Origin of the sequence: Solwaraspora sp. WMMA2080, from assembly GCF_027497395.1 — a bacterium.
In the GTDB taxonomy this organism is placed as follows: domain Bacteria; phylum Actinomycetota; class Actinomycetes; order Mycobacteriales; family Micromonosporaceae; genus Micromonospora_E.
Map to the genome: position 1 here is coordinate 106447 of NZ_CP114910.1, position 15416 is coordinate 121862.

At 72.4% G+C, this 15416-nt stretch carries 18 protein-coding genes; 9 read left to right on the top strand and 9 right to left on the bottom strand.

Translation table 11 applies throughout. From position 1 onward, the window contains the following. Positions 1-96: 96 nt before the first annotated feature. Positions 97-1449: an ISL3 family transposase gene (locus O7543_RS00490; protein WP_281550707.1), complete on the bottom strand. Its 1353-nt coding sequence runs from the start codon at positions 1447-1449 to the stop codon at positions 97-99. Positions 1450-1630: 181 nt separating this feature from the next. On the opposite strand from O7543_RS00490, the gene O7543_RS00495 reads away from it, so the two are divergent. Beyond that, positions 1631-2836 carry an RNA-guided endonuclease TnpB family protein gene (locus tag O7543_RS00495; RefSeq protein WP_281555637.1) on the top strand — a complete coding sequence of 402 codons (1206 nt, stop codon included), beginning with the start codon at positions 1631-1633 and terminating at the stop codon, positions 2834-2836. 32 nt (positions 2837-2868) lie between these two features. Next, positions 2869-3015 carry a hypothetical protein gene (locus tag O7543_RS00500; RefSeq protein ID WP_281550706.1) on the top strand — a complete coding sequence of 49 codons (147 nt, stop codon included), beginning with the start codon at positions 2869-2871 and terminating at the stop codon, positions 3013-3015. Between the two features lie 22 nt (positions 3016-3037). On the opposite strand, the gene O7543_RS00505 is transcribed toward O7543_RS00500, so the two are convergent. Then, entirely contained in the window at positions 3038-4120 is a 1083-nt protein-coding gene (locus tag O7543_RS00505; RefSeq protein ID WP_281550705.1) for a polyprenyl synthetase family protein, read from the bottom strand. Positions 4121-4180: 60 nt separating this feature from the next. Here O7543_RS00505 and metF point away from each other — a divergent pair, with 60 nt between their 5' ends. Further along, entirely contained in the window at positions 4181-5098 is a 918-nt protein-coding gene (metF, locus tag O7543_RS00510) for a methylenetetrahydrofolate reductase [NAD(P)H] (protein ID WP_281550704.1), read from the top strand. 41 nt (positions 5099-5139) lie between these two features. Then, a complete protein-coding gene (locus O7543_RS00515; RefSeq protein ID WP_281550703.1) occupies positions 5140-5817 on the top strand; it encodes a CDP-alcohol phosphatidyltransferase family protein in 678 nt (225 codons plus the stop codon). A gap of 17 nt (positions 5818-5834) precedes the next feature. Here the strand turns inward: O7543_RS00515 and crtI are convergent, their stop codons facing one another. The 6 genes from crtI to O7543_RS00545 all read right to left on the bottom strand — a co-directional run bounded on the left by crtI (position 5835) and on the right by O7543_RS00545 (position 11310). Beyond that, positions 5835-7355, bottom strand: coding sequence for a phytoene desaturase family protein (gene crtI, locus O7543_RS00520; RefSeq protein WP_281550702.1), 1521 nt, complete (start codon positions 7353-7355; stop codon positions 5835-5837). A 72-nt stretch (positions 7356-7427) separates the two neighbouring features. Continuing rightward, positions 7428-8603, bottom strand: a complete 1176-nt coding sequence (locus O7543_RS00525; RefSeq protein ID WP_281550701.1) for a glycosyltransferase family 2 protein — start codon at positions 8601-8603, stop codon at positions 7428-7430. Beyond that, positions 8600-9436: a carotenoid biosynthesis protein gene (locus O7543_RS00530; protein ID WP_281550700.1), complete on the bottom strand. Its 837-nt coding sequence runs from the start codon at positions 9434-9436 to the stop codon at positions 8600-8602. Before O7543_RS00530 ends, O7543_RS00525 begins: the two co-directional genes overlap by 4 nt. Then, positions 9433-10035 carry a GNAT family N-acetyltransferase gene (locus O7543_RS00535; protein ID WP_281550699.1) on the bottom strand — a complete coding sequence of 201 codons (603 nt, stop codon included), beginning with the start codon at positions 10033-10035 and terminating at the stop codon, positions 9433-9435. The genes O7543_RS00530 and O7543_RS00535 overlap by 4 nt, the downstream gene beginning before the upstream one ends. Positions 10036-10048: 13 nt before the next feature. Beyond that, a complete protein-coding gene (locus O7543_RS00540) occupies positions 10049-10825 on the bottom strand; it encodes a monooxygenase (protein ID WP_281550698.1) in 777 nt (258 codons plus the stop codon). Continuing rightward, positions 10822-11310, bottom strand: a complete 489-nt coding sequence (locus O7543_RS00545; RefSeq protein ID WP_281550697.1) for a YbaK/EbsC family protein — start codon at positions 11308-11310, stop codon at positions 10822-10824. Before O7543_RS00545 ends, O7543_RS00540 begins: the two co-directional genes overlap by 4 nt. Positions 11311-11418: 108 nt before the next feature. Between O7543_RS00545 and O7543_RS00550 the strand changes: the two genes are divergently transcribed. The 5 genes from O7543_RS00550 to O7543_RS00570 all read left to right on the top strand — a co-directional run bounded on the left by O7543_RS00550 (position 11419) and on the right by O7543_RS00570 (position 14490). Next, a complete protein-coding gene (locus O7543_RS00550) occupies positions 11419-11901 on the top strand; it encodes an NUDIX hydrolase (protein ID WP_123602689.1) in 483 nt (160 codons plus the stop codon). A gap of 321 nt (positions 11902-12222) precedes the next feature. Continuing rightward, entirely contained in the window at positions 12223-12828 is a 606-nt protein-coding gene (locus O7543_RS00555) for a hypothetical protein (RefSeq protein ID WP_281550696.1), read from the top strand. Between the two features lie 47 nt (positions 12829-12875). After that, complete coding sequence (locus O7543_RS00560; protein WP_281550695.1) at positions 12876-13418, top strand: GNAT family N-acetyltransferase; 543 nt, start codon at positions 12876-12878, stop codon at positions 13416-13418. 95 nt (positions 13419-13513) lie between these two features. Then, complete coding sequence (locus O7543_RS00565; RefSeq protein ID WP_281550694.1) at positions 13514-14296, top strand: helix-turn-helix transcriptional regulator; 783 nt, start codon at positions 13514-13516, stop codon at positions 14294-14296. Continuing rightward, positions 14293-14490, top strand: a complete 198-nt coding sequence (locus O7543_RS00570; RefSeq protein WP_281550693.1) for a DUF397 domain-containing protein — start codon at positions 14293-14295, stop codon at positions 14488-14490. Before O7543_RS00565 ends, O7543_RS00570 begins: the two co-directional genes overlap by 4 nt. 40 nt (positions 14491-14530) lie before the next feature. Here the strand turns inward: O7543_RS00570 and O7543_RS00575 are convergent, their stop codons facing one another. Further along, positions 14531-15415, bottom strand: coding sequence for a YegS/Rv2252/BmrU family lipid kinase (locus tag O7543_RS00575; RefSeq protein WP_281550692.1), 885 nt, complete (start codon positions 15413-15415; stop codon positions 14531-14533). Position 15416: the final 1 nt, after the last annotated feature.

Below are 15416 nucleotides of genomic sequence, written 5' to 3' on the forward strand. Positions count from 1 at the left end.
TCCACCCCACACGCGACCCCACGGCTCACGACCGAATCGCTAGACTGTGGACTGTGTCCAGGACCGTGAAGCGGGCGTTCAAGTGGGTCTTCGCATTTAGCCGGGGTGGTGTTGTGGTCCGGTTACCCAGAGTCGATTGCGGCTGATTGCGTTGGGTGATCGTTTGCGGGGTCGTCGGGTCGCTGTTCGGGCGCGGCGGCGTTGGTTGTCGGGGTTGCGGTAGCCGAACGCGGCGCGGGCGTCGAGTTTCTGGATCCGGTTGATGCCTTCGCTGCCGGCGTTGGACGCGCCGGTGAGGACGGCGTTGACGATCTCGTCGCGCCACATGTCGAGGGTACGGGCGAACGCGGCGATCTCGTCGACGTGGGCGTGGTCGGCGCACCAGGTCAACAGGCTGGCCCAGCGGTCGCGCACGAGGCTGGGCGCGGGAGTGGTGTGGCTGCGGGTTATCCGTAGGGCGAGCAGGTCGCGGAGGTGTTCCTTCGTGATCCAGGCCAGGTGCAGATCGGTCAGCGTCGGGTCGTCGGCCATGGTGTTCCACAGCTTCGCGAGTTGTGTCGGGGACAGGTCCTCCCGGTTGCGGGTCAGGAGTCGTTTGATGCCGTACTCGGGGTCGGTCTTACGGCCCCGACGGCCGTACTTGTTCCTGACGATGCGCCACCGGACGGTGGTGAGCATCCTGTTGGCGAGTTGGACCAGGTGGAACGGGTCCACGCACAGCAGGGCGTGGGGCAGTGTCTTGCGGACGGCGGCGCGGAACGCGGGGCACATGTCGATCGACACCGTGCGGATTCCGGCCAGCCAGGCCGGGTCCCGCTGTTCGAGCCAGGCGGTGACGTCGGCGGTGCGGCGGCCTTCGACCTGGCCGAGTAGTCCCTGTGGTCCGGACAGGTCGGTGAAGCCGGTGTGCCACCGGTCGGCGATCTGCCGTGTCCGGCCGGTGTCCGGGTCGGCGGCCAGCCGGGGACGGCCCCGGCGGACCTCGTCGATCCCGAGGTCGGTGACCGGTTCCGGTTCGCCGGCCAGTACCGGATCGACGGTGGCGGTGAACGCGTCGTGCGCGGTGTGCCAGGACACCCCGTGACTGGCGGCGACCTCGGCGACGGTGCGCCCGGAGTCACTGATCGACCGTGCGCAGGACTGCCGCAGTCGGGGCGTCACCCGCGAACGCGTCGGCAGATCCGTCACGGACTCGGTGAAACTTCTTCGTGGACAGTCTTCGTTCAGGCATGACCAGCGCTGTTTCCACCACACCACCCGGACCCGGCGGCCACCGTAGGGCACATCGCATATCCGGCCGGTGACGCGTTCCTTGATCCGCTTCGCCGGTGTCGCGCAGCCGGGACACACCACGGTCACCGCCGTCTGGACATACACCGTCACGCTGTCGTCGGGTTCGGTGTCGACCTCGACGACCCGCACACCCGTCAACCCGAACAGGGCGTCCACGGCAGTATCCTGAACCACGTACCCGCGACCTTCCACTCATCATGATTCCCTAGACAAGAACCATGATCTTGGATGTCGCGGGTACGCCTGCGTTACGACACGCCCGACCCGGCCAGACCGAGCCTCACTGTCTGCAACCAGTTGCCGTCACGCAACGCGGTCAAGCGACCACCTCACCCCGATCAAATGCGTAGACCCGTTCAAGTACCGCTTCTACCCCACCCCCGGGCAGGCCGCCGAGCTCGCCCGGACGTTCGGTTGTGTCCGGCTGGTCTACAACCTGGCGCTGGCCGCCCGCAGCGAGGCGTGGACCCTGCGTCGGGAACGGGTCACCTACAACGCCACGTCGGCGATGCTCACCGGGTGGAAGAAGACCGACGACCTGGCGTTCCTCAACGACGTCTCCTGCGTCCCTCTGCAGCAGGCGCTGCGGCACCTGCAGACCGCGTTCGCCAACTTCTGGGCGAAACGGGCCCGGTACCCGACGTTCAAGTCGAGGAAGCGGTCGCGGCGGTCGGCGGAGTACACCGCCAGCGCGTTCCGGTGGCGCGACGGTCGGCTGACCCTGGCGAAGATGTCCGATCCGTTGGACATCGTGTGGTCCCGACCGTTGCCGGAGGGTGCGGCGCCGTCGACGGTGACGGTGTCGCAGGACCCGGCGGGCCGCTGGTTCGTCTCCCTGCTCTGCGAGGACCGGATCGAGCCGGCCCCGGCCACCACTGCCGTGGTGGGGGTCGACGCCGGCCTCGACAGCCTGTTCACCCTGTCCACCGGGGAGAAGATCCCCAACCCGAGACATGAACGCCGTGACCGGCGGCGGCTGGCCCGCGCCCAGCGGAACCTCGCACGCAAGGCCAAAGGCTCGGCGAACCGGGCCAAGGCCCGGCTGTCGGTGGCCCGGGTTCATGCCCGGATCGCCGACCGCCGCCGCGACCACCTGCACAAGTTGACCACCCGGCTCGTTCGTGAAACCCAAACGATCGGGATCGAGGACCTGACCGTCCGCACCATGATGGCCAACCACCGTCTGGCCCGCGCCATCTCCGACGCGGCCTGGCGGCAGTTCCGCAGCATGCTGGAGTACAAAACGGACTGGTACGGCCGCGATCTGGTGGTCGTGGACCGCTGGTTCCCGTCGACCCGACTGTGCTCGGACTGCGGCGAACTGGCTGGCCGGATGCCGTTGGCGGTCCGGTCGTGGACCTGCCGGTGCGGGCAGGCCCATGACCGGGACGTCAACGCGGCCCGCAACATTCTCGCGGAGGGGCTCTCCGTGATTGCCTGTGGAGGCGGTGTAAGACCTCACCGGGAGTCCTCCTCTCGGACGGGGCGGTCGTCGGCGAAGCAGGAACCCCCTGGGGCGACCCAGGGAATCCCCGTCCCTTAGTGCGGGGAGGATTGTCAAGGGAAAGGTTCGACATGTTCGCCAACAGCTACCGGCTGCGGTTGCCCAGGGACAACATCTCCACCTGCACCGTCCCGTCCGGGTACACCTACGACCTGGTGACCAACCGGCTCAACACGTGCAGCCCGAACAACTTCGCCAACAGTTACCGGCTGAGCTGAGCCGGTCTGGCGTGGGCGGCGGTCAGCCGGTACGGGTGGTCGCCGCCACCGCCAGATCCCGGAGCACCTGCCCGGCCTCGGGCTCGACCGGCACCGGCCCCAGCGCGGTCAACGCCCGCTCGGTCAGCTCGGTGATCCGTGCCTCGGTGACGGCCAACGCGCCACTGGCGACGATCACCTCGCGCAGCCGTTCGATCCCGTCGGCGTCGAGCGCCGGATCACCGAGCCGGTCGTCCAGCAACGCCCGCCCGGCCGGCGACGTCGTCCGGTACGCCGACGCCACCAGGAAGGTACGTTTGCCCTCCCGCAGGTCGTCGCCGGCCGGCTTGCCGGTGAGCGCCGGATCGCCGAACACCCCGAGTACGTCGTCGCGCAGCTGGAACGCCTCACCGAGCGGCAACCCGTACCCGGAGTAGCCGGCGGCGACGGCGGCCGGCGCGTCGGCCAACGCCGCGCCCAGCAGCAGCGGCCGCTCCACGGTGTACTTCGCCGACTTGAGCCGGGCCACCTGGGTGGCCCGGTGCACCGAGGTGTCGCCGGTGAACTGGGTGAGCACGTCCAGGTACTGCCCGACGGTGACCTCGGTGCGCATCTCGTCGAAGACCGGCCGGGCCCGCCGCAGCATCCCGTCGGTCAGCCCGGCACCGTGCAGCAGCTCGTCGGACCAGACCAGGCACAGATCGCCCAGCAGCACCGCCGCCGAGGCACCGAAGCCGTCCGCCGGCCCGCGCCACCCGCTGCGCCGGTGGTGCGCGGCGAACCGCCGGTGGATCGACGGCTCGCCGCGCCGGGTGTCCGAACCGTCCACCAGATCGTCGTGGATCAGGGCGCTGGCCTGCACGAACTCCAGCGCCGCCAGGGCCGCGACCACCTCGGGTGAGTCGCCGCCGCCGGCTCCCCGGTAACCCCAGTAGCCGAACGCCGGCCGCAGCCGTTTGCCGCCGCCGAGCACGAAGTCCTCGATCGCCGCGGCCACCGGCAGCAGCGCCTCGTCGACGTCGCCCAGCCAGCGTCGCCGGCCCTGGAGGAAGTCGGCCAACGCCCGGTCGACACGTCGACGCAGGTCGGCCCGGTCGGTCGGCGCGACCGTGATGCTGTCTGCCACTCCCTGACGCTATCGGCTGGTCGATGCGCCGCCCGCAGGCCACCCGGTACAGTCGGCTGCGTGGCTCTCGGTCTACCGTCCGTACTCCCCGGCTCGCAGCCGTCGATCGGGGAGCTGATCCGCGCCGGCCAGCCGACCTTCTCGTTCGAGTTCTTCCCGCCGAAGACCCCCGCCGGCGAGCAGTTGCTCTGGCAGGCGGTCCGCGAGCTGGAGCCGCTGCGGCCGTCGTTCGTGTCGATCACCTACGGCGCCGGTGGCACCACCCGGGACACCACGGTCGACCTCACCGAACGGATCGCCACCGAGACGACCCTGCTGCCGATGGCGCACCTGACCGCCGTCGACCATTCGGTCGCCGAGCTGCGCAACGTCATCGGCCGGCTGGCCGGTGCCGGGGTGCGTAACGTCCTCGCCGTGCGGGGCGACCCGCCCGGCGACCCGACCGGGGAGTGGGTGGCCCACCCGCAGGGGGTGCGCTACGCCGAGGACCTGGTCCGGCTGGTCCGTGAGTCGGGTGACTTCAGCGTCGGCGTGGCCGCCTTCCCGTACAAACATCCGCGCTCGCCGGACATCGCCACCGACACCCGGTACTTCGTCCGCAAGTGCCGGGCCGGTGCGGATTTCGCGATCACCCAGATGGTCTTCGACGCCGACGACTACCTGCGGCTGCGGGACCGGGTCGCGGCGGCAGGCTGCGACACCCCGATCCTGCCCGGCGTGATGCCGGTCACCAAACTGGCGACCATCGAGCGTTCCGAACAGCTGTCCGGGGCCCCGTTCCCGCCGGCGCTGGCCGCCCAGTTCGCCCGGGTCGCCGACGACGCCGACGCGGTCCGCCGGCTCGGCATCGACCAGGCCAACCAGCTCTGCCAGCGGCTGATCGACGAGGGCGTGCCGGGCCTGCACTTCATCACCATGAACCGGTCGACGGCCACCCGTGAGGTGTGGCTCAACGTAGCCGCCGGCTCCCGGGCGTGACCGGCCCGCCACCCGAGCCGTCCCGCAGCGGTTGAGCTGTCGTGGAGACCCGGCTCAACTGGCAGGACTACGCCGTCACCTGGGCACGGCTGCACGGCGGTTTCGACCCCCGCACCGCCACCCCGGTGGTGCGGTACTGGCTGCGCGCCGCGCACGCCGTCGCCGACCTGCTCGGCCGGGCCAAGGTCGGCCCGACCGCGGTCACCGCCGCCGGAGTGCTGCTCTGCCTCGGGGTGCCGGTGCTCGCCCCGCGCGGCGGGCCCGGTCTGCTCGCCGCCGCCGGTCTGGTGCTGCTGGCCGCGGTCGCCGACACCGTCGACGGCGCGTTGGCCGTGGTCACCGGCCGGACCACCCGGCTTGGCTACGTCTACGACTCGCTCGCCGACCGGGCGGGTGAGGCGTTCTGGCTGCTCGGTTTCTGGCTGGCCGGCGCCCCCGGCCTGCTGGTCGTCGCCGCCGGCACGCTGTCCTGGCTGCACGAGTACCTGCGGGCCCGGGCGGCGGCGGCCGGCATGCGGGAGATCGGCGCGGTGACGGTCGGGGAGCGACCGACCCGGGTCAGCATCGCCCTGGTCGGCCTGCTGCTGGCCGGTGCCGCCGCGCTGATCGCGCCGGATCTCGCCGCCGGGGTGCTCACCCTGGCCACCGCAGTCTGGGTGCTGCTCGGCCTGTTCGGGCTCAGCCAACTGTTCACCGCCGTCCGCCGCGCCCTGGCCTGACGGTCCTGGGCGTTGGTTCAGCGGCCGGCCGGGCCGATCCGGTCGGCGACGATCTGCGCTGACAGGGTCACCATCGGCAGCCCGCCACCGGGGTGCACCGACCCGCCGACCAGGAACATTCCGGCCGCCGGTGCCCGGTTCGCCGGCCGCAGTAGCCCGCCGGCCGTACCGTAGATCGACCCGCCCGGGGTGCCGGTCGCCGCGGCCAGGTCCGCCGGCGTGCGTACCTCGCGGAACAGCAGCCGGTCCCGCACGTCCACCCCCCGGTCGGCCAGCACCCGCAGCACCTGATCGGCGTACGCGTCGGCCAGACCCGGCCGGTGCCAGTCCACCCCGGCCAGCGACAGGTCCTGGCGGGCCGCGTTGACCAGCACGAACCACGCCTCGTGGCCGTCCGGGCGGGCCGCCGGATCGTCGGCGACCGTCACGAAGATCGTCGGGTCGGTGGCCGGCCGGGCCGGCCGACCCCGTCCCGGATCGCCGAACACCGCGTCGAACTCGGCGTCGTAGTCGCGCGGGAAGAACACCGTGTGGTGGGCCAGCTCCGGGGTACGGCCGCGCACCCCGAGCAGCAGCACGAAACCGCCGAGGCTGCGGTCGGCCAGTCGGGTCAGCCGCCGGGCGTGCGGCAGCAGCTCCCGGTAGACCCGCGACGCGTCCACGTTGGCCACCACCACGTCGGCCGGCACCGGACGGGTCTCGCCGGCTACCCGGACGCCGTGCACCCGGCCGCCGGCCGCGTCGATCGCGGTGACCGTCGACCCGGTACGCACCACCACGCCCAGGTCCAGGCAGCGGGACAGCAGCGCGTCGGCGAGCGCCCCCAGCCCGCCCCGCACGTACCAGCCGCCGAAGGTCAACTCGGCGTACGGCACCGCGAGCAGCGCCGCCGGCGCCCGCCGTGGGTCCGCGCCGGTGTAGGTGGCGTAGCGCTCCAGCAGGGTCCGCAGCCGCGGGTCGCGGACCTCGCGACGCAGCATCCCGCGCAGGCTGCGGCCGGGCGCGACCGCCGCCAGGTCGCCGAGCCGGTACGCCATCCGCGCCACTGCCAGCGGCGAGCCGACCTCCCGGCGCAGTACGTCCCGCCAGGAGGCGTCCCAGATCCGTCGGGCCCGCCGCCACACCCGCTGCCAGTCGTCGGCGGCCTCGTCGCCGAAGGCCACCGCGATCCGTTCGGTGAACGCCGCCGGGTCGGCGCACGAGTCGAGCCAGCGCGGGTCGGGCCGCCCGCCCAGTCCGCCGGGCCCTGCCGGGAACCGGTGCCGCACGATCGGATCCAGCTCGACCAGATCCAGCACCTTCTCCAGTGGTTCGCCGGTGCTGTCGAACAGGTCGGCGAAGACCTGCGGCAGGGTCAGCAGGCTCGGCCCGGTGTCGAAGGTGAACGCACCGGCGGGGGTCTGCCGGGTCCAGCGGGCCAGTTTCCCGCCGACGGTGTCGGCCTGTTCGATGACGGTGACGTCGTGCCCGCCGTGGGCCAGCCGGATCGCGGCGGCCAACCCGCCGACCCCGGCGCCGATCACCACCACCCGGCTCATCGGCGCTCCTCCTCACAGCTGTTCGGCTCCGGCGCGACCGCACGGCACGCCGGTCAGGGCAGGGGCCACCGGTCAGGGCAGGGCCACCGGGCGACCACGCCAGGCGAGGCGCCGTCGCTTGCGCAGATAGTAGGACCGGATCACGAGCCAGCCGAGCAGCGTGACCGAGACCGGATGTGCCAATCCGTCCGGCATCGCCCGGCCGCCGGTGGCCCGGGCGGTGAGCGCCCGTCCGGTCACCCCCAGCCCGTACCCGACGGCACCGGCCGCGACCAGCACCGCCGCCGCCGGCCCGGCCCCGGCGGCCAGCCCGGCCAGCCCGACGACGCCGAACACCGGCGGGGCCGCGTACAACGTCAACAGTCCGGCCACGACGGCGGCCGCGCCGACCGGCGACGGCAGCGACGCCCACAGCGACTTGGTGTAGCCGGCGGACAACTCCCGCCAGGACCCGTACATCCGGCAGGTCCCCAACGCCGAACCGTCGGCCAGGGCGATCCGCCCACCGGCCCGCTTGACCGCACGGGCCAGCCCGATGTCCTCCAGCACCTGGTCCCGCACGGCGGCGTGCCCGCCGGCCCGCCGGTACACGTCCCGGTCGACCAGCAGGAACTGCCCGCCGGCGGCGGCCAGTGAGGTACGCGGCGAACGTTCCATCGCGCGCAGCGGCAGGAACGTCAACCAGCTCCACTGCAGCAGCGGCTGCACCAGCCGCTCGCCGACCGACCCGGCGACGATCCGCGGGTACGGGCTGAGCAGCTGCGCCGGCACCGACCGCAGGGTGCCGACGGCGGCGGCCACCGCCCCTGGGGCGAGGACCACGTCGGCGTCCACGAAGACCAGCACCCCGGCCGGTGCGGCGGGGACCGCGTCGGCAAGCTGCTGGCAGGCGTGCGGCTTGCCGAGCCAGCCGGCCGGCAGCGGCGCGCCGGTGATCAGCCGTACCCGGGGGTCGTCGCCGGCCACCTCGGCGACCACCTCGGCGGTACCGTCGGTCGACCCGTCGTCGAGCACCACGATCCGCCAGTCGGTCAGCTGCCGTTGGGCGAGCAGCGCCCGCAGGCACGGAGCCACCCGCTCGGCCTCGTCACGCAGTGGCAGCAGAATCGACACCGGCTCGGTCACCCGGGCTGCCGGGCCGGGCCGGCGCAGCCAGCGCAGCGTGTTGACCAGCGTCGCCGCGGTCAGCGCCAGCAGCACCGCGACGATGCCGAGCGCACCCGCCGTAGCCGCCGTCCACCAGGTCATGTCGCCCGCCGTGGCGGGCGTCCAGCAGGTCCAGCCGCCTGCTTCGGCGGGCGTCCAGCAGGTCCGGTCGCCCGTCGCGAGCGGATCAGTGTCACCGCGAACGGCACCGCCACCAGCCCCATGCCGAGCCCGCCCCAGCCGGCCGAGGCGGGCAGTCCGAGGAACACCGCGTGGGCGAGCAGACTCGACGCGTACGTCCACAGGTACAGCGCGTACATCGGGGCGTCCACCGGCCCGTCGGCACAGTGGGCGGCGACCCCGGCGGTACGCTGCAGCAGCGTCATCATCACCGCCGCCACGGCCAGCCAGCCCAGGTAGTTGCCGACCGGGACGTCCGGCACCCCGGGCAGCGCCGGGTCGGTGTCCAGCCAGGTCCAGTGGCCTTCGGTGACCATCTGCGAGTCGAGGAAGAGGTCCCAGGCGGCCAGCGCGACCGCGCCGACGGCGATCCGGGCCACCACCGGGCGGACCAGCCGCACCGCGACCAGCCATGCCGGCCAGGCCATCCAGGTCCAGGCCAGCGGGATGACCACCGGTACGCCGAGCAGCTTCGGCCCGAGCGTGCCGGCGTAGTCGTAGCCGCCGAACGGGAACCCGGTCGCCACCCCGCAGGCCTCAACCGCCAGCCCGCCGCCGGTGGTGACCAGCAGCAGCGCGGCGGCGCTGCGCGGCCCCCGGGTCAGCCAGGCGTGGCCGACCGACAGGACGAAGCCGATCACCACGGTGGCGACGGTCAGCCCGGCCCGGGTGCCGCCGCCGGTCAGCGGGTAGCCGATCTGGGCCAGCACCAGCAGCGCCAACATCGCCCAGGGCAGCACCCGTCGTGCGCTCATGACCGGCGCGGCTGCGGGTCCGTCGTCGGTCCGGCCCCCGCAGCCGGTGCTACCTGCGGGTGGGGCAGCGGGAGGGTGCGGCCGAGCACCGCGAAGGCCCGCTCGTCCCCGGGGAAGTGGAAGTTGCGCAACACGTCGACGTAGCCGAACCGCCGGTACAGCCGCCAGGCCCGGGACCGCTGCTCGTCGGCCTCCGGGGTGGACAACAGGGTGGTCGCTCCGGCGGCCATCCCGAGCAGGGTACGCAGCTGGTGCGCGCCGATTCCGTGCCCCTGCGCCTGCGGGTGCACGTGCAGCTCCACCACTTCGAAGCAGTCGGTAAGCCAGGTGCCGCGGGCGGTTTTCGGCAGCGCGCCGCGTACCTGGTCGTGCCACCACTGCCCGGCGGCCGACCGGTAGCCGTAGCCGAACCCGGCGAGCGCGCCTTCGGCGGTGAGCGTGGCGACCGCCCGGAATCCGGGGCGCCGTACGTGGGTGGCGATGTAGCCCCGGCGTACCTCCAACAGCTCGGCCCGGTAGTTCATCGCCTCGCCGTACACGGTGACCACGTCGTCGAGCCGCCGCAGCAGGTCGTCCGGCAGCCACGGCACCAGCCTCATCGGGGTCCGCCTCTCATCCGCCGCCAGCACCGCATGTCCCATCCTCGTCCTCTCCGGCCCAGCCCAGCACGGCCCGGTCGCCGGCGACACCGAGCACCTCGAACCGGGCGAAGAGCTCCTCGGCGTACCACTGTGTCACCGGGGTCCGGGTGATGGCCGCCCGGTGCTGCGGGTGACGGTACGCGAACCGGGTCAGATCCGCCGTGTCCCGCCACACGCTGACGGTGCCCTGCCAGCCGAGCGGTGCCTCGCCGACGCCGAACCGGCAGCGCAGCCCGTCGGCGTCGGCCAGTGCGGCGGCGACCGGCGGCACCGCCCGCCAGAAGGTGACCGCCTTCGCGGGCCGCAGCCGAGCCCGGGTCAACGCCAGCACCGGTCGCCCGGCGCCAGGCTGCCCACCGCCCGGCCCACCGCCCGGCCCACCGAACGGGGTGATGCCGGACCAGCGGCCCCGGCTGTGCAGCGGCCGCAGGTCGACGCGGACCCGCGCGTCGGCGATCCGTAGCCACGCCTGCCCGACCGGCGAGGTGTCGAACCCGGTCGCCGTCGCCGGGTCGTCCCACACCACCAGCGCCGCCCACCGGGTCGGGTCGACGTCGGTGGGCCCGAACCCGGTGCCGGTCCCGGTGCCGAGCAGTTTGGCGAACCGTACGCCGTCGACGCGCCGCAGCCGGCGGGCGTCGACGGCCATCCGGGCCAGCACTCGCGGCAGCCGTCGCCGGGGGACGCGCCAGACGTGCAGCGTGACCAGCTCGGGCACCGGGGCCGTACGGCCGACCGGGTCGTTCACGCCACCTCGGCGGCGGTGCCGGCGGTGATGCGTAGCAGTTCGGCGTAGGTGGTCGGGAAGACCGCCCGGGGTACGCCGCCGGCCGCCCAGATCTCCGGGTACTGCTGCAGCGCCACGTCGACCAGGGTACGGACCGGCTTGGGATGGCCCAGCGGCGCGACCCCGCCGATCGGCTGCCCGGTGTGTTCCCGGACGAACTCGGGGGTGGCCCGGCGGAGCGCGTCGATGCCGAGGTCGGCGGCGACCTTCGCGGTGTCCACCCGGTGTGCGCCCGAGGTGAGCACCAGCAGCGGCTCACCGTCCGCGTCGAAGATCAACGAGTTGGCGATCTGCCCCACCTCGATCTCAAGGGCGGCGGCTGCCGCAGCGGCGGTGTGCACCGCGTCGGGCAGCAGCCGCACCCGGCAGCTGGCGCCGGAGCCGTCCCGGGCGTCGGCGGTGTTCAACGCGTCCTGCACCGCCTGCACGTTCGGATGTGTCTGCATGGCCTCTATCTTGCTCGTGGCCCGGATCGTGCCGCCGCCCGGATCATTTACACCCTATTTGGGGTGGTTATGCTCCTTGTGGCGGATCTAGCGCGGAGGAGTGCGAGCATGACTGCCCACCGGCTTCGGGTGGCCGCCTACGCGGTCTGTGTCGACCAGGGGCAGCTGCTGCTGGCCCGCTACGTCTCGCCGGGCGGCTCCCGGCGGCACTGGACGCTGCCCGGCGGCAAGGTCGAACACGCCGAGGACCCGGTCGACGCGGTGGTCCGCGAGGCGGCCGAGGAGACCGGCTACCAGGTCGAGGTGGAGTCGCTGCTCGGCGTCGACTCCCGTACGGTGCCCGCGCAGCGCCGGCTGCCCGGCCGCGGCGAACGGCACAACCTGGGGGTCTTCTACCGGGTACGGGTCGTCGGCGGCGCGTTGCGGCCCGAGGTCGGCGGCTCCACGGACCTGGCACAGTGGGTGCCGCTGTCGCAGGTGCCGCAGCTGACCCGGGCGGTGATCGTCGACGTCGGTCTGGAGCTCGACCGCACCCGCCCGCCGAGCGGCCACGTCACCCCGGTCCCGGTACGCGGCCTGCTCCGCCACTGAACTCAGCCGCTCGCCGCTCCACCCGCCCTGCCCGCTCGCCCTGCTTCGTCTGCACGCCTGCCCGCTGCGGCACGAGCCGAACGTCAGGTACCTCATCGACGCCGGAACTGCGCGCGGCCGGCCGGCCGCGCGAGCGGAGTGCCCCGTGCCGGCTCCCGGGGACCCAAGGTGCCTCCGCAGGCTTGATGCCACAGGTGCATCAAGATGCACGTGTGGCATCAAGCCCGACCGGCACCCCAGGGCCGATGGAGGTGACGATGCGTCCGCTGCACGCAGCCACCGTCGTCTTTGACTGATCGGCGTTGCGACTAACCTGGTCCAGTGACGGCGGAGGGGCGGCTCATCGATCTCGACCGGCCGACCAGCGCGACGGCGCCCGGGGCACCGGTTGGCGGCGCGGCGCGGCGACGCTTTCGCGGACCGGGCCGGCTCGTCGGTGTGCTGCTGGCCGGCGTGGCCATGGGCGGCCTCGGCGGCTGGCTGCTCAACGACTACCAGCAGCAACGAGCTGCGGCGGCCACCGCCGGTTCGATGGTGGCGTTCGCCGGCGAGGTGTGGAGCATGGGCGACGGGCAGCTGAACGCCAAGGTGACCGTGGTCAACACCGGAACGCAGCAGGTCACCGTACGGGTCCTCGACACGGAGTCCCCCGGCCTGGCAGTGGCCGACACGGGCGGGCAGACCCGCGTACGGCCTGGAGGAGTGGGATCCGTCGACGTACGGGTCACCTTCGACTGCGACACGATCATGCACCGGTTGGCGGCGCCACTGCCGATGCGGTTCTCGGCGACCACCGACGCCGGCCGGACCGTGGAGGTCACCTATCCGGTGGCGGTCACCGGCCGATGGCTGCAGGGCACCGGCTTGTCCTGCCAGGAGGGGCCGGTCGGCGGCGGCCGTACGGTGATCCTCCTGCCCGGCCGGTGATCGGGCTCGACGGTCTCGGCGTGCGGCACCGGCGCTACAGTGCCGGCATGGCGGAGTTGACCACGCCGCGGCTGGTGCTGCGGCACTGGCGCGGGTCCGACCTGGAGCCGTGGGTGGCGATGAACGCCGACCCTCAGGTGCGCGAGTTCTTCCCGGGCCTGGCGACCCGCGAGCAGAGCGCCGCCACCATGGCCCGCTGCCAGGCCGGCCTGGACCAGCGTGGCTGGGGTTGGTGGGCGGTCGAGGTGGCGGCGACCGGCGAGTTCATCGGCATGACCGGCCTGAGCCCGGTGGAGGCCAACATGCCGTTCGGCGGGGTCGAGGTCGGCTGGCGGCTGCGCCGCGACGCCTGGGGCAACGGGTACGCGACCGAAGCGGCCCGCGCCTGCCTGGCGTACGGCTTCGACACCCTCGGCCTGCCGGAGATCGTCGCGTTGACCGCTGTCGGCAACCTGCGCTCGCAGGCGGTGATGCGGCGGATCGGGATGACCCGTGACCCGGACGGCGACTTCGACCATCCGAACGTGCCCGACGGCCCGGTACGCCGCCACGCGCTCTTCCGAATTCAGGTTCCGCCGCGCGCGCACTGACCACGACGGGCGCACCTCGGTCAGTTCGACAGGATGCCCATCCGAGAGCTCAACAGCGTATTGATTCGATCATTCTTTGCTGATCGGATCGGCTGGTGGATGTCGATATGTGGATCAAGGCCTTCAAAGCGGCCAGGGCAGCGGCGGATGTCTCGCAGGATCAGCTTGCCCCGAAAATCAACTACAGCGCCTCCACCATTGCGGCGGTGGAGACGGGGCGGCGCCGGCCGACGATGACTTTGGCTGCGGGTGCTGACGAAGCCTTGGATACCGGCGGTCTTCTCGCCGAGATGCTGGATCTGATCAACAAGAAGCAAGCGCCGAGCTGGTTTGCGTCATGGCGCGCGGTCGAGGACCGCGCGGTCAAGCTGCGGATGTACGAGCCGTTGCTGGTGCCGGGACTGCTGCAGACGGAGGAATACGCGCGTGCGGTTTTCACCGGCACCGGCCTGTACACCGCAGACGGGGTCGAGGATCAGGTGGCCATGCGGTTGGATCGCCAACGGCTGCTCGCCAGGGAGAAGCCACCGGTGTTTGTCGCCGTGGTCGACGAAGGGGCGCTGCGCCGGATCGTCGGCGACACGGTTGTACAGCGCGAGCAGCTCAACTATCTGCTTACGCTGATGAACGAGCGGCGGATCAAGCTGTACGTGGTGCCGCTCAGCGCTGGGGCGTACGCTGGCATGTCCGGTGGATTCGTCATCGGTACGCTGCCCGAGGGCGACGACGTGGTGCATGTGGACGGGGTCTTCGGGCATCCCGTGGACCATCCGAGCGGTGTGGAGCAGGTGGTGCGGATCTGGGACAGTCTGCTGACCGAGGCGCTTCCCGAGCGAGCATCACGTGAGCTGATCGAAGGTCTGGTGAAGGAACTATGAGCGGTACGAGTGTGACACCACGATGGCGTACCTCGACCCGGTCCGGCAACGGTGGCAACACCTGTGTCGAGGTCGCCGACAATCTCCCTGGCCGGGTACTGGTCCGCGACAGCAAGGACGTCACCGGCCCGTTGCTCGCCTTCGGCCCGGCCGCCTGGTCGGCCTTCGTGACCGGGCTGACCGTCACCCGCTGAGCCCGCTGAGCCCGGCAGCCAGTCGACCCGGCGGGCGGAGTCAGGCCGGGACGCAGACGGTGATCGCGGCGGGAACCACCCGTACCTTCATCTTCTTGGCCTGACCCCGGGCGCCGCCGTCGAGTTCGTACGTCATCGGCTCGGCCAGCCGGATGTCGACCCGCCGGGCGCGGGTCATCCGGACGAACGGGGAGCGCTCCGAGCGCCCGACCGCCATCCGACCCAGCGTGCGCGCCCACTCGGCGGCCCCCTGCGCGGTGGTCACCCCGACCTCCAGCCAGCCGTCGTCGGGCCGGGCATCGTCGAAGGCGTGGATGCCGCCGGTGATCCGGCCGACGTTGCCGACCAGGACGCAGCTGGCCGGCTCGTCGAACCAGATCGTGCCGTCGACCTTGATCCGGGTCCTCGGCGTGACGCCGCCGACGTGGCGCAGACCGGTCCAGACGTACGCGAGTTTGCCGGCCCGGTCCTTCAGGTCCCGGTCGGCGTCGCGGATCAGCCGCCCGTCGAAACCGGCCCCGGCCATCACCGCGAAATGCTCGCCGTTGACCCTGCCCAGGTCGAGCCGGCGACGTTCGCCCTCGAAGCCGATCCGTACCGCCTCGCCGAGGTCCTCCGGTACGCCGATGTTGCCCGCCAGCAGGTTCGCCGTGCCGGCCGGGATGATCGCCACGGTGGCGTCGCGACCGGCCAGCGCGTCCAGGCACCGCTGCACCATCCCGTCGCCGCCCCACACGAAGACCAGCTCGGCACCCCGCTCGACGGCCCGCCGGGCCTTCTTCGGTGCCTTGCGGCTCTTCGGCACCTCGTACCAGTCGATGTCCTCGGCGCCGTGCCCGGCGATCGCCGCGCGCAACTCGTCGAGGCCGCCGCCGAGGGTCTTCTTGCGGTGGGCGACGACGGCGACCCGCTTCGGTGCACTCATA

What these genes read in the sequence shown, in the direction of transcription:
- O7543_RS00575 (WP_281550692.1), bottom strand. Translation starts at nt 15,415, where the DNA reads ATGAGTGCACCGAAGCGGGTCGCCGTCGTCGCCCACCGCAAGAAGACC.
- O7543_RS00500 (WP_281550706.1), top strand. Translation starts at nt 2,869, where the DNA reads ATGTTCGCCAACAGCTACCGGCTGCGGTTGCCCAGGGACAACATCTCC.
- crtI (WP_281550702.1), bottom strand. Translation starts at nt 7,355, where the DNA reads ATGAGCCGGGTGGTGGTGATCGGCGCCGGGGTCGGCGGGTTGGCCGCC.
- O7543_RS00545 (WP_281550697.1), bottom strand. Translation starts at nt 11,310, where the DNA reads ATGCAGACACATCCGAACGTGCAGGCGGTGCAGGACGCGTTGAACACC.
- O7543_RS00530 (WP_281550700.1), bottom strand. Translation starts at nt 9,436, where the DNA reads ATGAGCGCACGACGGGTGCTGCCCTGGGCGATGTTGGCGCTGCTGGTG.
- O7543_RS00550 (WP_123602689.1), top strand. Translation starts at nt 11,419, where the DNA reads ATGACTGCCCACCGGCTTCGGGTGGCCGCCTACGCGGTCTGTGTCGAC.
- O7543_RS00560 (WP_281550695.1), top strand. Translation starts at nt 12,876, where the DNA reads ATGGCGGAGTTGACCACGCCGCGGCTGGTGCTGCGGCACTGGCGCGGG.
- O7543_RS00525 (WP_281550701.1), bottom strand. Translation starts at nt 8,603, where the DNA reads ATGACCTGGTGGACGGCGGCTACGGCGGGTGCGCTCGGCATCGTCGCG.
- O7543_RS00535 (WP_281550699.1), bottom strand. Translation starts at nt 10,035, where the DNA reads ATGAGGCTGGTGCCGTGGCTGCCGGACGACCTGCTGCGGCGGCTCGAC.
- O7543_RS00570 (WP_281550693.1), top strand. Translation starts at nt 14,293, where the DNA reads ATGAGCGGTACGAGTGTGACACCACGATGGCGTACCTCGACCCGGTCC.